This window comes from Pseudomonadota bacterium (assembly GCA_022361155.1).
In the GTDB taxonomy this organism is placed as follows: Bacteria; Myxococcota_A; Polyangia; order Polyangiales; family JAKSBK01; genus JAKSBK01.
The window spans coordinates 1-16,422 of the sequence record JAKSBK010000011.1 but is presented as its reverse complement, the minus strand read 5'-3'; the positions used below and the strand labels follow the sequence as shown (position 1 = coordinate 16,422).

Below are 16,422 nucleotides of genomic sequence, written 5' to 3'. Positions count from 1 at the left end.
TCGCATTCACGCCGGCAGACGAGGCTTCCATGAACCAGCTTTTGAACCTATGAGGGCTGGTACTGGTACTAACAAACGCCGCCGGCTGTGTTGCTCCTCCTCGAAATACCCGCAGTATTCCTCGTTGTCGCGCCTTGCCAGCAACGCCCGGTCCTCTGCGATCTGCACAGGTTATGGTGTGGCGGGTCCTAATCGTCGTAGAATAGGGGCGCGCGCCCCTCGATGAACGCCTGGATCGCTTTGGCGTCCTCGGGAGCGAGCTCGCTGAACATGATGCCCATGCCCGGGGGCGCATCCAGGTTGTCGTCCATGGGGTCGCGCAGCCATCGTACACTGCCTTCCACGTTGACTACATGCCCGCTCGGCAGCGTGAAGCTGAGCTCAATCTTGGTCCCGATCGGCTGCAGGTCGTAGGTGGCCACGAAAAGACCGCCGTCTGAGAGATCCTCGGCGAACCCCGTGTAGAAATTCGAGGGGCCCTCCAGGGTAACCTGAGTGTTCAGCTCGACGCGGGGAGACTTGCGGCGATTGTGGTCTGGCATGGGAGGCGATCGGCTGGGTTTGCGTCGTGGAAGCACCCTGGGTGGCTTGGAGCCTTGGGGATTGTGCGCCAGAGCAACGGGATAAAGCAGCGCCTGCGCGCGGGCAACGGCTTCCAGTGCCTGTGACTGGCGCGCGGAAAGCCGACTACGATCAGTCACAAGTGCCAGTGCCCTGTCAAGATCCTGATTGGCAGCCAGGATACCGGTACCGGCAGCGGGCCGACCTTGCAGGTACTGCACCAGCCCCTTGCGAGCGCTCCTGGCGTGCTCAGCCACCTGGCTCGCGGTGCCCCCGAGCGCTGGCTCCTCCTGCAGCGCCGAGTGCCCGAGCTCGAGCAACTCCAGCGCCCGCCGCACCTGTTCGCCCGCCTTGCGGTTGCGAAGCGCATCGGGTGGCCAATCAATTGCCTGCATGGTGATCGTGGACGGACACTAGTCGTCGTAGAACAACGGCGGGCGCTTGCGTATGAAGCGCATGATGAGCTCGCGTGCATCCGCGTCCAGGCGCTGGAACTGAATCCCTATGCCGGGCTCGGAGTCGACCGTGAAGTCCATCGGGTCGCGCACGAAACGAACCACCCCATCCACGTGGGTCTCAAAGCCTCCTGGCAGGGTGATCAGCACCTTGACCAGGGAGTTCTTGGCCAGCGTGTTGTAGGTGGCCACGAAAATGCCTCCGTCGGCGATTTCACCCGAGAAGCCCACGAAGAAGTTGGATTCGGTCGTGGCCCCCACATTGGCCTCCACGTTCTCCCGCGGCCCCCGGGGTTCCGGTGCCGCGGCCGGTCGCATGCGCGGCAGCGGCGCCGCCCCCGGGATGATCGCTTGCGCGCTGCCAGGACTCGATCCGGGTCTCGAGGGTCGCATCGTGGGCACGTTGCTCAGCGGGTAGAGCTCGGACATCGCCTTGGCCAAGGCCTTGGTCGTCGCCGCCACGGCCGTATGACCGCTCCGCACATCCTGCAGCAAGGCAAGCGATTGGCTCAGCGAGCTCAACGCGTGCTTCAGGCTGGCCTTGCCGTCGGGCTCGCTGCTGGCGTGCTCGGCCTCGAACAGCGCCGAGATCGCCCTGGCGATGCTCTCAGCAACATTCTTGACGTCCTCCGGGATGCGTGGATCGGTCTGCAGCGCCTCCAGTGCTCCACCTAGCAACTTCCTGCATTGGGCCGCTTGGGCGGCACCCGAGTAACCCATCCTAACCCTCTTTGTGGGGCCCTTACGCGAAGTCCGCAGCCGAATCGCCTGAGCTGGCCGAACGCCGCGGGCCAAACGATCATACCGTTGGCCGCGACTTCCTGCCAGCACGACCATGTTCGATGGCTGAGGTCGCGTCCAGATTTCGACGCACCAACGCCAAGTGGCCCGGTATTGTTCAGCGTCTCCTAAAGCGCCTTTGTGAACAGGAGGCGGGCGCAGCCCTGGCCCGCGTAGTCGGGTTCTTCCCGGACCTCGAAGCCGAGGGAGCCGTGAAAGCGGGCGGCTTGCTCGTGACGCACCGTGGCGATGGCTTTCAGGCGACTGGCGCCGGCCGCCTGGCAGCGTCGAGCAAACTGGGAATAGAGCTCCTTGCCGATTCCACGCCGGCGGTAGTCCGGATGTATGCCCACGAGGTGAATGTAGCCGGTTGGCGGTGAGGTGGGCGCGATAAACCCAAGCAAGAAAGCCCGCATCTGCTGCTCGTCGTCCTCGACCACCAGGGCATGGTCTCCGAGCTCGTAGAAGTAGACCGGATGGGGTCGGTCGCTTGCCGGTGCGCCCATCCAGCTGTCGAACACCGCCACGATACGGTCGAAGTCTGTCTTGGTAATGCCGCGCGTCTTCATGGACCCGGCGCCTTGTCCGAGTCTGCCACCATAGCATTGCCTACTGCAACGTGGGCCCCATATCGATGGTGCCGAAGCGCGCCTCGTACTTTGCGACGGTGTCCGTCAGCACCGCGTTGAAGCGTTTCGCGTGCTGCGGCGACAGCAGCACGCGCGAAAGCAGCCAGCCCAGGTTGCCATGCACAAAGGCGAAGTCGAGCACGAACGCGTCTTGGGTGCTTCCCACCTGCGCGAGGTTGGCAAAGCGCCCCTTGGCGGTCTCGTCGTCCGCCTTGATGGTAAGCGAGTGGTCTTGGTTCGGTGGCTTCTCCATCGAAACTCCATGAACTGAATATTTGTTCCGTTGGCTTGACGTGGTCGGATGGCCTGCGAATCTACACCAGTTTCTGCGCGGAGCTCGCTTGGATGAATGCCCCTGTGCTTTTTTGTCCTTTTTGCCGGGAGGGCTTCGAAGACGAGCACGAGTGCCCCGACCACGAGCTGCCGCTCGTGCCCTGGCAGCGCCTGCCACCCGAAGCGCACGACGGCTCGGCCGATCGCCCGGTCGGCCCATGGGAGGCTCGTTATGGCAGAGGACCGGTGGCCGTTGGCTCGCTCGCCACCGTGGTGGCGTTCTTCCTCCCCTGTGTTTCCCTGCGCGGGGCAAGGGAAGCCACATCCACGATGCTGGAGCTTGCGCTGAACCGAGCCGGCAGGCTGTGGATTGTTCCACTCGCGTGCGTGTTCACGTTGATGACGCTCTTCAGACGCCGCACCCTGACCGCGATGCGAGGTGCCCGACTCGCCGTTCCGATCGTAGCGCTCATGCCAAGCGTGGCGCTCGTCATGACGCTGATCGGCGCCCGCGACGCCGCTGACTTCTTGTCCCTGCAGCTGGGACAGGAGGTCAGCGTGCAGGTCGAAGTAGGCAGCTACGTCGTGCTGCTCGCGCTGCCTATCATGGTTGTGGGCGGCGTGCGTCTGGGAGTGGGTCGGGCTGGTCTGGCGAATACAGGTAGCCCTGATGGTGATGCAGGCAGACGCAGTCGCGGCCGCGCCTCTTGGCCTCGTAGAGTGCCGCGTCGGCCGCTTTGACGAGCTCGTCCTCGGTGTGAATGTCCCGGTTGGGATAGACGGCGGCGCCGATGGAGACCGTGACCCGCGTTGTGTATTCCTCGCTGATCGTGACGGGAGTGTCCCGCACGCTGGTACGCACTCGCTCGGCGACTGCCAAGGCACCTGAGAAATTCGTGCTGGGCAGCAGCAGCAGGAACTCCTCTCCTCCATAGCGCGTCACCGCATCGATTTCCCGTACGACCGCCTCCAGGCGTCGTGCCGTTTCTCGCAAGGTAGCGTCCCCTCCCTCGTGACCGAACGCATCGTTGACTCGCTTGAAATGATCGATGTCAATCATCACGCAGGCTAGCGGTTCTCCGTAGCGTGCGGCACGCTTGAACTCCTCGGTCAAGCGCGACCGCAGATAACGGTAGTTGTGAAGCCCAGTGAGCTCGTCCTCGATGGCGAGCTTCTCCAGGCGTTGCCTGGCGTTGTTCAGGTGATCGTGCATCTGCTTCAGGCTTACAAGGTTGCTGATGCGGGCGAGCAGCTCACGCTCGTCGAACGGCTTGGACAGGTAATCGTCGGCACCGAATCGCATGTCCGCCCCCCGGCTGTCCGCGCCCGCCTTGGTTGTCACCAAGATGACTGGAAGAAAACTCTTCCTATCAACCGCGCCCTTGATGAGTCGGCAGCACTCGAGTCCGCCCGTATCCTGCACGACCAGGTCGACAAGCACGACGTCGATGGTCTGCTGGCGAATAGCGCGCAGCGCATCCTGTGCGGATGCGGCCTGGTGCGTAATGAGGCCGTGCCGCCGCAGCAGCTCCGAGACGCGCTCTCTGGTGTCGGCTTCGTCGTCGACCACGAGCACGCTGGGGGGTTGCGTCGAGGCATCAAGGCGGTCACCTAGACCGGGAACCATTCGACCTCCATCGCACCCCTGTCCACATCTGCGCAGGCCGTGTTTGGGTTGATGACCATGGGGCCTAGCTCCGGTCGAGGAAGCGCAGAGTATCCCGCACTGTCCTCCTTGCTCTATTCGGCGGAAGTGCGGATGCTCTTGGGGGTGTGAGGGTGATTCTGTTGCAAGGCCCTGTAGATGGCGGGCATTTGGCGGGCGCACAGCACGGAGCGGGCGGCGCCGAGCTGCCTTCTTGGCCGGATCGTCCGTCACCCTGGCAAGGGTTTTGCTTTCCCCAGGGTCTACCTGTGCCTATACTACTGTAATATGCCGGCACGGTCGTTCAGGGACCCATCGTGGAGCTGAAGCAACAGCTCAGAATGTCGCAGCAGCTGGTGATGACGCCCCAGCTGCAACAGGCGATCAAGCTGTTGCAGATGTCGCGCATGGAGCTCGTGGACATGGTGCGCGGCGAGTTGCTCGAGAATCCAGTTCTGGAGGACCACCAGGACGAGCCCGAGGAAACCAAGGCCGGCGAGGGATCGGATGGCGAGCGCGGGGAGCGTGCAGCGGATGGGGCCTCGCCCCCGGCCGAGGAAGCCGTTCAGACGACTTCCGATAAGAAGGCGGAAGAGTTCGATTGGGAACGCTACCTGGAAAACAACTCGCTGATGGGTCCGATGCCCAGCGTGCGCAAGAGCGATGGCGACCAGCACCCCAACTACGAGGCCACGCTATCGGTTTCGGAGAATCTGAGCGAGCACCTGGGTTGGCAGGTGCGGCTCAGCGATTTCGTGGAGGACGAGAGACGCTTCGCCACGTTGGTGATCGGCAACTTGGATCCGGATGGCTATCTGCGGTTGGAGGGCATCGCTCCGGGCGAAGTCGTGCCGAAGCTCGCCGCTGAGGCTGGCCTCGACCCCGAGGACGCCGAAGAGGTGCTCAGGCTCATTCAGCGTTTCGATCCTATCGGTGTGGCTGCGCGTGATCTGGCCGAATGCCTTAGGGTGCAGGCGGAGCACTTCGGCATGGATGAGCTGGTCCGGCGGGTGATCGACGAACACCTGGGCGACCTGGAGCGGCGCAACTACGCGGCCGTGGCCAGGCGACTGGACATTGCTCTCGAGGAGGTCTACGACATCGCACAGGTCATCGCGGAGCTGGAGCCGAGGCCAGCCCGCAACTACTCGTCCGAAGAGCCGCGCTACATTGTTCCAGATGTGCACGTTCATAAGGTAGGCAACGAGTACCATGTCGTTGCGAACGACGACGGGATGCCGCGGCTCAAGATCAGCGGCTTCTACCGGGCGGCGATGCATGGGGACCCGGAGGCGAAGGAGTACATCCAGAACAAGCTTCGGAGTGCACAGTGGTTGATCCGGAGCATCGACCAGCGTCGCAAGACCATCGAGCGGGTTACCGAGTGCATTGTAGAAAAACAGCGCGCCTTTTTTGAACGTGGTATCGAGCATCTCCGACCCATGATTCTTCGCGACGTGGCGGAGACCCTCGGCATGCACGAGAGCACGATCTCCCGCGTGACGAGCAACAAGTATGTGAGCACGCCGCAGGGACTGTTCGAGCTGAAGTTCTTCTTCAACAGCCGTATCAAGAGAGATAACGACGCGGACATTGCCTCGGAGAGTGTCAAGCAGGCCATCAAGAAAATCGTGGAATTGGAGGATTCCCGACGGCCCCACAGCGATCAGAAAGTTGTGGAGCTGTTGGCTCGGGACGGCATCAAGATCGCACGGCGGACGGTCGCGAAGTACCGAGAAGTGCTTGGCATCCTCAGCTCATCGAAGCGAAAGAAGTATTTCTAGGGCGCCGATCGGTTTGAATTCCTATGCAATGCTCGGGTTCCTCGACGTATTCAAACGGATCGGCGCTCTAGCGCTGCAGGGCGACAACGGGCCTCGCGCCCGAGATGGGAGACGTAGATGAGGATTGCGTTCACATTTCGAAATCTGGAGCCGTCGGCCGCGCTGAAGAGCTACGCCAGCGAGAAGATCGAGAAGCTGCAGCGCTACCTTCACGCGCCGCTCGACGCCGACGTGACGCTGTCAGTGGAACGCCGTCTACATTGCATCGACGTGACGATCAGCTCGGACGGGCGGGGGTATATCGGACGCGAGGAGTCCGAGGACATGTATGCTTCGATCGATGTCGTGACCGACAAGCTGCGCCGTCAGATGGAACGAGCCAAAGGGGTATTGGCCCAGCAGCGCAAACGCTCTTCGCAGACCATGCCGGCGGTCAAAGGGGTCAAGTAGGTATGGCTGTCCGCCGTGAACAACCCTGACGGTCAAGAAGAACGCCATCAAGCATGCGGTTGTCGAGAATCCTAGCCCCCGAGCGGGTCGATCTAAACTTGCGGGCCTCGGATAAGCAGGGCGTGCTCCGTGACCTTGCGGCGTTGCTTGCCTTGGGAGGCTGCGGTTGCGACGAGCAGACCATCTTTCAGGTGTTGTTTGAACGCGAAGTGCTTGCAAGCACGGGTGTGGGCGACGGTGTGGCGATCCCGCACGGCCGCCACGATCGAATCTCGCAGGTTCGGGCGGCGGTCGGGATCTGCAGGCCCGGCGTGCCCTTCGATTCGATCGACGGCTCGCCTGTACGGATCCTCGTGGCTGTGGTTGCGGCTGAAGACAAGGCACCCCTGTTGCTCAAATCGCTGGCCCACGTCTCCCGTGTGCTGCGGGACGCGGATCTGCGCGCGCGGCTGTTGAACGCCGGCAGCTGCAGCATGGCGTTCGCGCTCCTGACGCGGCAGGAACAACGTTTCGTGAGCATCCCGCCGCCGCCGTCGCGAGCGGGGTGATCCACGCTTTCGGTGAGGAAGGCCGATCTTTTGCATCGATTCCGGCGCTTTCGCTGGTCGAGGCTAGTCTCGAGCTCAGCACTCTTGGTGAAGCGAAATCCCCGCGAAAACTGGCAGTTCAAGGCGCGACGACGACTAATGGTGGTGTCATTGGGAGGAGGAGCAACGCCGAAATGGCGGTTTTCCGGGGGATTGCAGCCGCCGAAAGTGCTGAACTCGAGGCTAGTGACCGATGCGGGCTAGTTCCCTCTCCAAGCTGCACCTTTTTGTGGTCACGGGCCTGTCCGGGGCAGGACGCAGCACCGCGCTGCGGCTGATGGAGGACCTGGGCTACTTCTGCGTCGACAATATCCCCCCTGCCCTGGTCCCCCAGCTGGTGAACATGCTCGCATCGGAGCCGAGCTTCGGGCGTGTCTGCCTGGGTATCGACGTGCGAACCGGGGCGTTTTGGCGCGATACCGAGGGAGCGCTGAGCGCTCTGAAACAGGGGGGTCACGACGTGGAAGTCCTCTTCCTCGAGTGCAGCGAGGGGACCTTGGTGCAACGTTTTAGCGAGACTCGGCGGACCCATCCCTTGGCAAAGAAGGGCGATCTGCTCGGTGCGATTCGCGACGAGCGCGAGCGATTGGCGTCGCTGCGCGCGCAGTCGCGTCAGGTGCTCGACACGAGTCGTATGTCGGTGCACGATCTCAGACGCCATTTGGTGGATCATGTGGCGCGGGGTCAGCAGCGCTGTCGCATGCTGGTGCGCATCGTGTCGTTCGGCTATCGCTACGGCCTGCCGGTAGATGCCGACGTGGTGTTCGATCTGCGCCACCTGCCCAATCCCTACTTCGTCCCCGAGCTGCGAGACACGAGTGGAAGCGACGAGGCCACCGCCCGCTTCGTGCTCGGCGCGCCGGAGACCGCGGAGCTGCTCGCAGGTGTAGCGGGCCTGCTAACAAAGACGTTGCCTCGCTACGAGCGCGAGGGCAAAGCGTACCTGACGGTCGCCCTGGGCTGCACGGGCGGCCGTCACCGGTCTGTCGCCTTTGCGGAAGAGCTCGCTCGGCGCCTCGGCGATGCGCGGGAGGTTAGCGTGGCTCATCGCGATGTGGACCGATCGGGCCGCTAGTTTCTGTCCAGAATGGCGCCATAGCGGTTTACGTCCTCGGCCCGGCCCTGCGTCAAACCAGGAACCGTGCCACGGCGTCTTCGTGTTGTTGCAGGTCATCGGCTGCATTCGAACCGAGTGCCAATTGGAGCACACCGCCGCTCCTCATGCGCAACACTCCCTGATCGTGGAGCGCCTTGAGCGCGTTGTCCAACTTGATTCGCGACAGCGCTTCGCGGCATTCCAGCTCTCCGGCAAGATGGCTCTTCTCACCGAGTGCAAGCGTGCGGCGCAGCCATTCCTTTTTCGTCATGTCCCCCTCAAGCAACAGCCTGCATGCCTGCAGTGTAAGCCGGTAGCTCTCGAGGTAGCTGCGGAGCAGTTCCGCGTGCAGCTCCAGGGCCGCTCCTGCTTGACCGGCTCCGGGCCTTAGCAGCTGTCCCTGACGCTCTGCCTCGCCTCTAGCCAGCGTCTGGTCGAGTGTCACTCGGAAGCGCTCGGAGGGCGCCTGGTCGGGTGGCGCGACGGACTCGTAGCGGAAAATGTCGCATAGGAGAAGGAACCGACGTTCGAGTGTTGCCTCTTGCACCGGCTCGGCGCGCGCGGCCCGCATGGCCGTAGCCAGCAATGCATTGGCCGTATAGAAATGCAGGATGTTGTTTTTGTAGTACTCGAGCACGATGCGCTTGTCGTCCGGAACGCGGTAGCGTGCAGCTTGACCCAGGCCAGCTCGCACGAGCAGCCTGCGGCGCGTAAACAGGCTGACTGCCTCCTCCACGGCCCGTTGATTCAGGTTCCCGTCGGCATTGGTCACCGGATCGGTCATGCGGGCGCCGAAGCGTTGGGCGGACTGCAGTAGACGTGAAGCGGTGAACACGAGCTCTCGGTGCGCCATGGCACGTCGCCTGTGAGACAGCAGTGCCGCGGCAACGAGCGATGCGGGAGTGACCACGGTCACACGCTGAATCTCGTGCATTGCCCGGTGCGTGATGCTCTGCACGAGCGTCCGTCGCTGTTTCGGTGACAGGCTGGTGGGGGCAGCAGCGCCGGCCGGTAATCCCGCGACGGCTCGGACGCTGTCTGCGAGCTCCACTATCTCGCCGAACTGAACGTAGAGCCGTCCGTAGTCGGATCGCAGCAGGCGCGACGAGCGCACCAAACCTGCGAGGTTCTCGCGCACTTTCTCCTTCCCGCTCAGCTCATCCAGATAGGCTCGCTCCTCGATCACACTCTCGTAGCCGATCGAGATCGGCACGAAGAACACGCGTCGCGCTCGAAGTCCCAGTGCGGCGTCCACGATCATCGAGACGAGTCCCAGTTTCGGTGGCAGCATTTGTCCGGTGCGCGAGCGCCCCCCTTCCATGAACAGCTCGATCGTGAAGCCTTCCTGGAGGAGCTTTCGGACGTAGGACTCGAGCACGATGCTGTAGAGCCTCTGACCTTTGATCGAGCGCCGGATGAAGAAAGCGCCAGCCCTGCGCAGGACCACGCCCAGTGGCCAGAAGCCGAGGTTGTCCCCTGCGGCAACCAGTGGCGGCCACAGATCGTTGCTGTAGAACAGATCGCTGAGCACGAGGTAGTCGACGTGACTCTTGTGTGTCGGCAGCAGAATGAGGGTTCCGTGCCGAGAAGCTTCCCGGATTCTGCGTAGCCCGTCCCTGTCTATCTCCATGCCGTGGTACAGGCGGTTCCAAACGTAGTCCAGTGCTCGGTGCCATAGCGCGAGCACCAGCGGATCGGGAGCCGCAGCCAGCTTGCGCAGGATCTTCTCTGCTTCCGCCATGGTCCCTTGCGAAGGCGGGTTCGCGCGTGAAACCGCCGCAAGCTGACCTCGCAGGCGGGGGCTGCGCAACAGTTCCTCGCGTAGCCGTTCCGGGGTCTTCTTGCGCGGGCCAAGCACGATGGTTCGTTCTCGTTCGATGCGCCGCAGCATTGCCCAGCGGATCTTGTCCGCGGCTTGCTGGTCAGACAGCTCATGATGGCTGCTCAGGAAGTCTCGCAAGTCGAACGCCTCGCCTGAGCGCAGTAGGGCGTGCCGGTAGTTGCGCAGGAATTGCAGCAGCACGCGGACCCGGCCCGGCCACTCGCTCGGTCCAAAGACCAGGTCCAGCAGCGTATTGGGGCCGCCGCGCGGCAGCTTGTGCCACACGAAGGTCTGTGGAACCAGCAGGATCGGTCGGTCGCTCGCGCGCTGAGTCGCTACCAGCACGCGAATCAGGTCGAGATCCAGGCGCTCGCCTCGCCGGGGCCTGCGCGCAAAGCCCGGCGGTCGGCGCAGGAATATCAAGGCGCTGTGCTCATCCAGCAGCGTAGCTCTGAGTGCGCGATCCTCGGGGATCTGACGGCGGCGCAGCCAGCGGCGCCGGCCCTTGCCGAAGGGTTCCAGAAGCCACAGACCCAGGTCGTTGGCAAAACGTACGAGCGGCAAGTTCAGCTGTTTGACCAGGTAGTCCAGGCACAGGAAGTCGAGGAAGGAGATGGACCGCATCACGTAGACCACGGTGCCTCTCGCGGCGGCGTCACGGACCGCCGCGCTCCAGCTCTCGTCGACTTCTATGTGCGAGAAGAAGCGATCGTAAAACCAGCGCAGCGTCGGGTTGGGTGCGTAGGGCTTGCCTGGGGTTACGCTGGCAGGGGCTTTTTGTGCTGAGTCATGCACGGGCTCGGCAGCGACGCGATAGGCCTGCTCCAAAGCGTGAAGCGGGCTTTCCACGCCTCCGTGGGATCTACCACGCCTACCAGACGAAACCACGCAGCCCGGATCGCAACCGGCCGGGCTCCAGGAAGGCGGGCTTTCCCAGCCCCCGCATCGCGAGGGGTCGGGGAGGGTCCGCCAGGGCAAGCCACCGTCTTGACAGCCCGCACGGAGCTCGCTAGATAACGCGCCCCCCACGCTCGCGTGCGCCTTCGAGTTTTGGAGCTGCTGAAAGGTATCCCATGGGCACATATGGTGCCAAGCCCCGTGAGATAGAGCGGCGCTGGCTGTTGATCGACGCTGCCGGCCGGCCGTTGGGTCGACTGGCTTCGATCGTGGCCGGCTTGCTTCGCGGCAAGCACAAGCCCGTCTACACTCCGCACGTCGATACGGGAGACTTCGTTGTCGTCATCAATGCCGACAAGGTGAAACTCACCGGCAGCAAGCTGGCGCAAAAGCACTACCAGCGGCATTCGGGGATTCCCGGTGGCTTCCGGTCGGAGCCCTACGCGTGGCTCATGGCGCGCAAGCCTACCTTGGCCATCGAGCTTGCCGTGCGTGGTATGCTCCCCAAGACTCGTCTCGGCCGAAGGCTGCGCCGCAAGCTAAAGGTGTACGCCGGACCGCTTCATCCACATGCAGCGCAGCAGCCCACGTCGATCGATCCAAGTGCCGGCCCGGTGCCGGCTGCAGTCGTGGCGCCGCGGAAATCCTCCGCGGCCCCCCAGTAGTTAGCTGGAGCCTTGAGTATGACCCATCGCACTGTCCATGGGAGGGCGTACGGCACGGGGCGCCGCAAGACGGCGATCGCGAGGGTGTTTCTCCGGCCGGGCAGCGGCCAGATCATCGTCAATGGTCGCAGCGTCGAGGAGTACTTCCGGCGCGAGACATCCCGGATGATCATTGTGCAGCCCTTCGAGAGCATAGACAAGAGCAACGGCTTTGACGTCGTGTGCACGGTACGTGGAGGAGGCTTGGGTGGCCAGGCCGAAGCGGTCCGGAACGGGATTTCCAGGGCCCTGCTGGGGGTCGATCCAGAACACCGTGGCCCCCTGAAGAAGTCAGGCTTCCTCACGCGCGATTCGCGGAAAAAGGAGCGCAAGAAGCCCGGGCAGCCCGGCGCGCGCAAGAAGTTCCAGTATTCGAAGCGCTAGTTGGTTGGTCCCCGTTCCGAAACTCGCTCCCGTCGCCTGGCTTGCGGAGCGGGGCCGTCCGCCGCGTCTCACGCTCGGCGGGCCAGAGCTAGAAGGTGCCGCGCAACCCCAGGTTGGGCACCAGAAGCTTCGGCGCATAGTTGACGCTGCATGGGGGGGCGTCTGGACCCTCCACACCCAACCTTGGGCGATCGTTGCAATCGATTCCGATCGGTTCGGCTGCGGCGGTTAGGTTGAACCACTCCAACGACAGCTGCATCCGCCCCCAGCTCGTGTGCCACTGGTAGTCCATCTGCGCGTCGGCACGAGCAAACGCAGGCAAGCGTTGCTCCTTGCGCAAGCGCGGTTCTTTATGCTGAATCACCAGCGCCGACGCCATACGCCCTGAGCGCACATGCAAGCGCGTGCCAACGCTGATGGCTTGCGTCGGCCTATAGCGAACCACCCAATTGAAGACGTGACGCACGTCAAACTGCGGCGTAAAGCGCAACCCGTCCGGGGCGCGGGCCTGTGCGCGTCCCAAGGTGTAGGCCAGCCAACCCGAAAACCGATGCCGGCTCGGGCGCTTGAAGAACAGCTCGACCCCATAGGCCAAGGAACGCGCTCGCGGCAGTCCCTGGCGCTCCTGACAGAAGTCGACATCGGTCACAGTATTGTATTGGTTCAGCAGGCCAAAGGGATCGCAGCGGTCGGCGTTCTCGATTACTAGGCTCGGCAGGATGGCGTTGGACATGGAGTTCAGGTAGCCGGTGACCTCGAGGCTGAGCTCCTCGTCAAGCTCGAGCAGGGCCCCCAGCTCGGCTTGCACCGCTCGCTGTAAACCCGAGTCAAGTGCGACATCCGTCACGCCTGGCAGCGGGATCAGGAACACGGCGGGTTGGTGTGCCAGGCCCGCCGCCGCGTGCACCTCGAAACGCTCCCGGGGCCGCAGGCTGAGCGTCAACCGGGGCTCGAGCGCTCGCTGCAGCTGCGAGCCGCTAAGCCAAAAGTCGCCACGTAGGCCGGCGTCGAGCTCGACGGTTTGTCCAAGGGGCAGGTTGAGCTCCACGTAGCTCCCGCCCATGTTGCGTCCGGTCACGCTCGTGAATACGCGATTGAGGAACCGCTCGCGCGCGATTTCGCCTTCGTCCTCGCGGATGCGACCGGTCGCAGCCAGCATGTCGGCTCCCACCCGCACGCGCGTGCGATCCGCCAGGCGCCAGATAGCCCACAGGCGCGAGCCGATGCGTGCGGCCCTGACTTCCGCTTCGTTGAGCGCCGAGTGATCGAAGCCAAACTGCAAGGCACCCCCGAATTCGAAGCGCTCCCGGCGCCGAAGCAAGCGCGCTTCGAGACGGTGGAATTGCAGCGCTACCCGCCAAGGGATGCTGTTTGGGCCACCGCTTCCCACGGCATCGTGGGACCCAAACCAAGTCAACAGCAGCTTGTCGCTCGGGCTCAACGGTAGCTCCAAGCGCGTCTGGTAGTCCGCGTAGCTCAAGTATGCGTTTGGACTGAACAGTGAAAGCAGCAGGCCCGGATAGCCGTAGCGGCCGGCAGCGAACAGGCGTCCCCCGAGCAGTGGAACTTCGACCATGCCGTTCACGTCAAGGGCCCGGAGCTCGAGCTCCCCGCGCCAGCCTGCATCGCCGCTTGGCTCGGGCAGCCTGCCGGCAAGCACCCCACCGGTTCGGCGGCCGAAGCGAGCTTGGGGGACGCCCGGATAGAAGTCCACGGGACCGAGCAGGTGTGGATGGATCACCGACGGGCCCACGCCGAGATGAAACAGGGCCGGGATCTGGACCTCATCGTAGTAGTAGACCGTGCCCGCCGGAGGCGCCCCACGGACGTACACGAACGGCAAGCCGCTGAACATGGGCACCACGCCCGGCAGGCTGTTGATTACACGGAACGGATCACCAAAGGCACCAGGGAGATCCCGCGTCTCTACAAGCTCGAGACGGCGAACGGTCGGGGGCGAACGCGGCAGGCGTGCCACAGCCTCGAAGATCTGGGGCGATTCAAGCACTTCGCGCGCAGGCTGGGGCTGCGGCGCTGCGGGCTTGGGTACGGTCACGGAGGCTGGCGACGGGGCCGCGCCCGCGACACCAAAACGCAGCTTCACGCGCGCCTTCACGGGCTTGCCATCCACGTGCGCCGGGGCGAATCGTCCCTGGCTGAGGGCCTCGGCCATCAGCCGTGAAATCGGCGCGGGAGCGTCGGTCTGCTCGATTGACGCCACCCCGTGCTCGTCCACCACGATAGTGGCCTGAAGCTGCTCGGCAGGCAGCTCGGCCATCCCCTCGGGCAGGCTGAACGGGCGCAGCTCGATAACCCTGGGTGGGGTGCGTACCTGCGCGTACAACCCGGGCGGCACGCAAGGCATCCAGCACACAACCACGACCAGCACAGCCGAGAAGGCGCCGGGGCAGGAAACGTGAGACCTAGCGAATGGCATGGATGCGAAGGCGATGCGTCTTGCCCTCGGAGGGCACGATGCTACGCGTATATACATGGATCGAGTAGCCGCTGTGATCCATCCGCAACACGTGCCCATCGCAGGAGCGCTGATCACGCTAGCATTGCTTGGCTGCGGCCAACACCCGTTAGCCCTCAGCGGACGTGCGGACGTGATCACGGTGCGCGTTGCCGAGGGCGACTACCGCGACCTGTCGGTAGGTGTGAGCACCACCAAGGGACTGTACGTCGCGGCGCGACGACGCTCCGACGCGGCGCTCACGGTGATCCAGGCGGAGCCCTTCTCGGAATGCGTGGTCGGCAAGACCCTTTGGCACGGAACCCTCTTTGTCGAGGATCAGGCCAAGCTCATGATGCTCCAGGCGGGAACGAATGCGTCCGACGCGGCGCTACGCTTCGCCGACACGGATTGCAGGGTCGATGATCTCAGCGTGCTCAGAGTGGCTCCCCCTTTCAATGTTTGGGGAACACAGAAGGCGAGCGAGTTCACCTTCTCGATGCATACCGTCGACGGGGACCTGGTATTCGTCAAGCCGTTCGAGGGCAAGAAGAGCCCCATCGCGAGCGGCACCTGGGACTCGCAGCGCAGCAAACACGGGTTGTGGGTCGGCGAGGGGCAAGAGCTGGTGCTGCGCGATGACGACGGTAAGGAGCTGATCCGAACCGGCAAGGCTGTCAAGCGTTTTGCGCTCGAAGCCCGCAACAAGGAAGTGGCCTACGAAGACGGAAACGTGATCGAACGTGCAGAGATCACGAACCAGCAGCTGGACAAGCTACAGCGCGTGGACACGGGCTGCGAAATGCGCTTCATGGCCCGGGGACCGCGCAGCGAGCTTGCCTACTACGCCCCCTGCGACAAGGACCGCAAGCACACGCCGGAGAGCAAGCTGATCGTGCAACACCTGGCAGAGGGTCGCAGGGAGTACGCCGCGAACATCAGGAGCTACCGGCACTTCTTCGATGCGAACCTGGTGCAGAACATCGTCTACCAGCTGGCATCCCAAGAGTTGTGGCTGGACGGCCCCGCGCTGCCCCAACCGGTCCGGATCGGCGGGAACGCTCCGCTCGGCAATGTGTTCAGCAACCCGGCCAAGAGCGCCCTGTTTGCGCTCGTGGACAGGGTGGCGCAACAGAGCGAGGAGGTGTACGCAGGCAGGTTGATACGCTTCACCCCGGAAGGCAGCGTCACCCTCGCCGAAGGGCTGGAATCGTTCAAGCTGTTGCCGTCGCGCACGCGACACGTGCCAGGGAACGTCACCAAGATCCCCTCTACGTTCAAGATGGCGGCCCTGTGGTTTCAGAAGCCACTCCCGCCTCCCGCCGGCAGCTCGAAACGCAAGGAGCTCTATGACGTGGCCGTAGTCGATGCTCGCGCTCTTGACGAGGGGCGAGTGCGACCCTTGCTCGAGCCGCGCAGCGTGCCCGCCAACGGGATGCGCTACGTTTGGGGCGCCGAGGTGCCGGCGGTAGCGTACCTGGACAAGTGGCAGTTCGAAGACGACGCCCCGGGCGGCCCGGACCATGGGCGGTTGAACGTCTGGCTGCAGGACACGAACGAGCACTTCGTCATCGACGAGCACGTCTCGGAGTTCATGCCTGTCTCGGCGCCGCAACGCGGCCTCTTGTACACGGTCACCGATCCGAAACGCAACGGCATTTGGTTTGCGCTACTACACAAGCCCTGCGCAACCCCACTCGAGTGCTACTTGTAGCCGCCGAATAGCCGCGCTGTTTCGAGGTCGAAAGCGGCTATGGCGGGCTTGGATCCGAAGTTTCCGTCGAGAATCGATGCCAGAGCCAGCGCGCCCGCAGGAGCGGAGCGAAGGAATAGCAGCGCTATTTCAAGCTTCGGTCTGAGGACGAAAGCCGCTCTGGCGCCATTCTGAACGGGAACTAGT

At 63.7% G+C, this 16,422-nt stretch carries 15 protein-coding genes; 7 read left to right on the top strand and 8 right to left on the bottom strand.

From position 1 onward, the window contains the following. Positions 1-188 precede the first annotated feature (188 nt). From MJD61_00405 to MJD61_00385, 5 genes are all read right to left on the bottom strand, one after another. Positions 189-956: a TIGR02266 family protein gene (locus tag MJD61_00405; GenBank protein ID MCG8553740.1), complete on the bottom strand. Its 768-nt coding sequence runs from the start codon at positions 954-956 to the stop codon at positions 189-191. Between the two features lie 18 nt (positions 957-974). Next, positions 975-1,736: a PilZ domain-containing protein gene (locus MJD61_00400; protein MCG8553739.1), complete on the bottom strand. Its 762-nt coding sequence runs from the start codon at positions 1,734-1,736 to the stop codon at positions 975-977. Between the two features lie 188 nt (positions 1,737-1,924). Further along, entirely contained in the window at positions 1,925-2,365 is a 441-nt protein-coding gene (locus MJD61_00395; protein ID MCG8553738.1) for a GNAT family N-acetyltransferase, read from the bottom strand. A gap of 40 nt (positions 2,366-2,405) precedes the next feature. Next, a complete protein-coding gene (locus MJD61_00390) occupies positions 2,406-2,678 on the bottom strand; it encodes a DUF3467 domain-containing protein (GenBank protein MCG8553737.1) in 273 nt (90 codons plus the stop codon). A 624-nt stretch (positions 2,679-3,302) separates the two neighbouring features. Then, entirely contained in the window at positions 3,303-4,325 is a 1,023-nt protein-coding gene (locus tag MJD61_00385; GenBank protein ID MCG8553736.1) for a diguanylate cyclase, read from the bottom strand. 359 nt (positions 4,326-4,684) lie between these two features. Between MJD61_00385 and rpoN the strand changes: the two genes are divergently transcribed. The 4 genes from rpoN (at position 4,685) to rapZ (ending at position 8,239) form a co-directional block, all read left to right on the top strand. Beyond that, positions 4,685-6,127: an RNA polymerase factor sigma-54 gene (gene rpoN, locus MJD61_00380; GenBank protein MCG8553735.1), complete on the top strand. Its 1,443-nt coding sequence runs from the start codon at positions 4,685-4,687 to the stop codon at positions 6,125-6,127. Positions 6,128-6,244: 117 nt separating this feature from the next. Further along, positions 6,245-6,577: a ribosome-associated translation inhibitor RaiA gene (gene raiA / locus MJD61_00375; GenBank protein MCG8553734.1), complete on the top strand. Its 333-nt coding sequence runs from the start codon at positions 6,245-6,247 to the stop codon at positions 6,575-6,577. 53 nt (positions 6,578-6,630) lie between these two features. Next, positions 6,631-7,125, top strand: a complete 495-nt coding sequence (locus MJD61_00370) for a PTS sugar transporter subunit IIA (GenBank protein MCG8553733.1) — start codon at positions 6,631-6,633, stop codon at positions 7,123-7,125. 232 nt (positions 7,126-7,357) lie between these two features. Continuing rightward, on the top strand, positions 7,358-8,239 hold the full coding sequence (rapZ, locus tag MJD61_00365) for an RNase adapter RapZ (GenBank protein MCG8553732.1): 882 nt from the start codon (positions 7,358-7,360) through the stop codon (positions 8,237-8,239). Positions 8,240-8,291: 52 nt separating this feature from the next. Here the strand turns inward: rapZ and MJD61_00360 are convergent, their stop codons facing one another. Then, positions 8,292-10,931, bottom strand: a complete 2,640-nt coding sequence (locus tag MJD61_00360; GenBank protein MCG8553731.1) for a 1-acyl-sn-glycerol-3-phosphate acyltransferase — start codon at positions 10,929-10,931, stop codon at positions 8,292-8,294. A gap of 224 nt (positions 10,932-11,155) precedes the next feature. Between MJD61_00360 and rplM the strand changes: the two genes are divergently transcribed. Then, a complete protein-coding gene (rplM, locus tag MJD61_00355; protein ID MCG8553730.1) occupies positions 11,156-11,644 on the top strand; it encodes a 50S ribosomal protein L13 in 489 nt (162 codons plus the stop codon). 18 nt (positions 11,645-11,662) lie between these two features. Further along, positions 11,663-12,067: a 30S ribosomal protein S9 gene (gene rpsI, locus MJD61_00350; GenBank protein ID MCG8553729.1), complete on the top strand. Its 405-nt coding sequence runs from the start codon at positions 11,663-11,665 to the stop codon at positions 12,065-12,067. Between the two features lie 88 nt (positions 12,068-12,155). Here the strand turns inward: rpsI and MJD61_00345 are convergent, their stop codons facing one another. Then, complete coding sequence (locus tag MJD61_00345) at positions 12,156-14,504, bottom strand: Plug domain-containing protein (GenBank protein ID MCG8553728.1); 2,349 nt, start codon at positions 14,502-14,504, stop codon at positions 12,156-12,158. Between the two features lie 55 nt (positions 14,505-14,559). Here MJD61_00345 and MJD61_00340 point away from each other — a divergent pair, with 55 nt between their 5' ends. Continuing rightward, positions 14,560-16,236: a hypothetical protein gene (locus tag MJD61_00340; protein MCG8553727.1), complete on the top strand. Its 1,677-nt coding sequence runs from the start codon at positions 14,560-14,562 to the stop codon at positions 16,234-16,236. On the opposite strand, the gene MJD61_00335 is transcribed toward MJD61_00340, so the two are convergent. After that, positions 16,227-16,422 (bottom strand): hypothetical protein (locus tag MJD61_00335; protein MCG8553726.1); only part of this gene is annotated, 196 nt, incomplete at its 5' end. The two genes, MJD61_00340 and MJD61_00335, sit on opposite strands and share 10 nt — an antisense overlap.

Bases quoted from the DNA above. Each gene is read 5' to 3' on its own strand.
- MJD61_00405 (MCG8553740.1), bottom strand. From the start codon at position 956: ATGCAGGCAATTGATTGGCCACCCGATGCGCTTCGCAACCGCAAGGCG.
- MJD61_00400 (MCG8553739.1), bottom strand. From the start codon at position 1,736: ATGGGTTACTCGGGTGCCGCCCAAGCGGCCCAATGCAGGAAGTTGCTA.
- MJD61_00395 (MCG8553738.1), bottom strand. From the start codon at position 2,365: ATGAAGACGCGCGGCATTACCAAGACAGACTTCGACCGTATCGTGGCG.
- MJD61_00390 (MCG8553737.1), bottom strand. From the start codon at position 2,678: ATGGAGAAGCCACCGAACCAAGACCACTCGCTTACCATCAAGGCGGAC.
- MJD61_00385 (MCG8553736.1), bottom strand. From the start codon at position 4,325: ATGGTTCCCGGTCTAGGTGACCGCCTTGATGCCTCGACGCAACCCCCC.
- rpoN (MCG8553735.1), top strand. From the start codon at position 4,685: ATGTCGCAGCAGCTGGTGATGACGCCCCAGCTGCAACAGGCGATCAAG.
- raiA (MCG8553734.1), top strand. From the start codon at position 6,245: ATGAGGATTGCGTTCACATTTCGAAATCTGGAGCCGTCGGCCGCGCTG.
- MJD61_00370 (MCG8553733.1), top strand. From the start codon at position 6,631: ATGCGGTTGTCGAGAATCCTAGCCCCCGAGCGGGTCGATCTAAACTTG.
- rapZ (MCG8553732.1), top strand. From the start codon at position 7,358: ATGCGGGCTAGTTCCCTCTCCAAGCTGCACCTTTTTGTGGTCACGGGC.
- rplM (MCG8553730.1), top strand. From the start codon at position 11,156: ATGGGCACATATGGTGCCAAGCCCCGTGAGATAGAGCGGCGCTGGCTG.
- rpsI (MCG8553729.1), top strand. From the start codon at position 11,663: ATGACCCATCGCACTGTCCATGGGAGGGCGTACGGCACGGGGCGCCGC.
- MJD61_00345 (MCG8553728.1), bottom strand. From the start codon at position 14,504: ATGCCATTCGCTAGGTCTCACGTTTCCTGCCCCGGCGCCTTCTCGGCT.
- MJD61_00340 (MCG8553727.1), top strand. From the start codon at position 14,560: ATGGATCGAGTAGCCGCTGTGATCCATCCGCAACACGTGCCCATCGCA.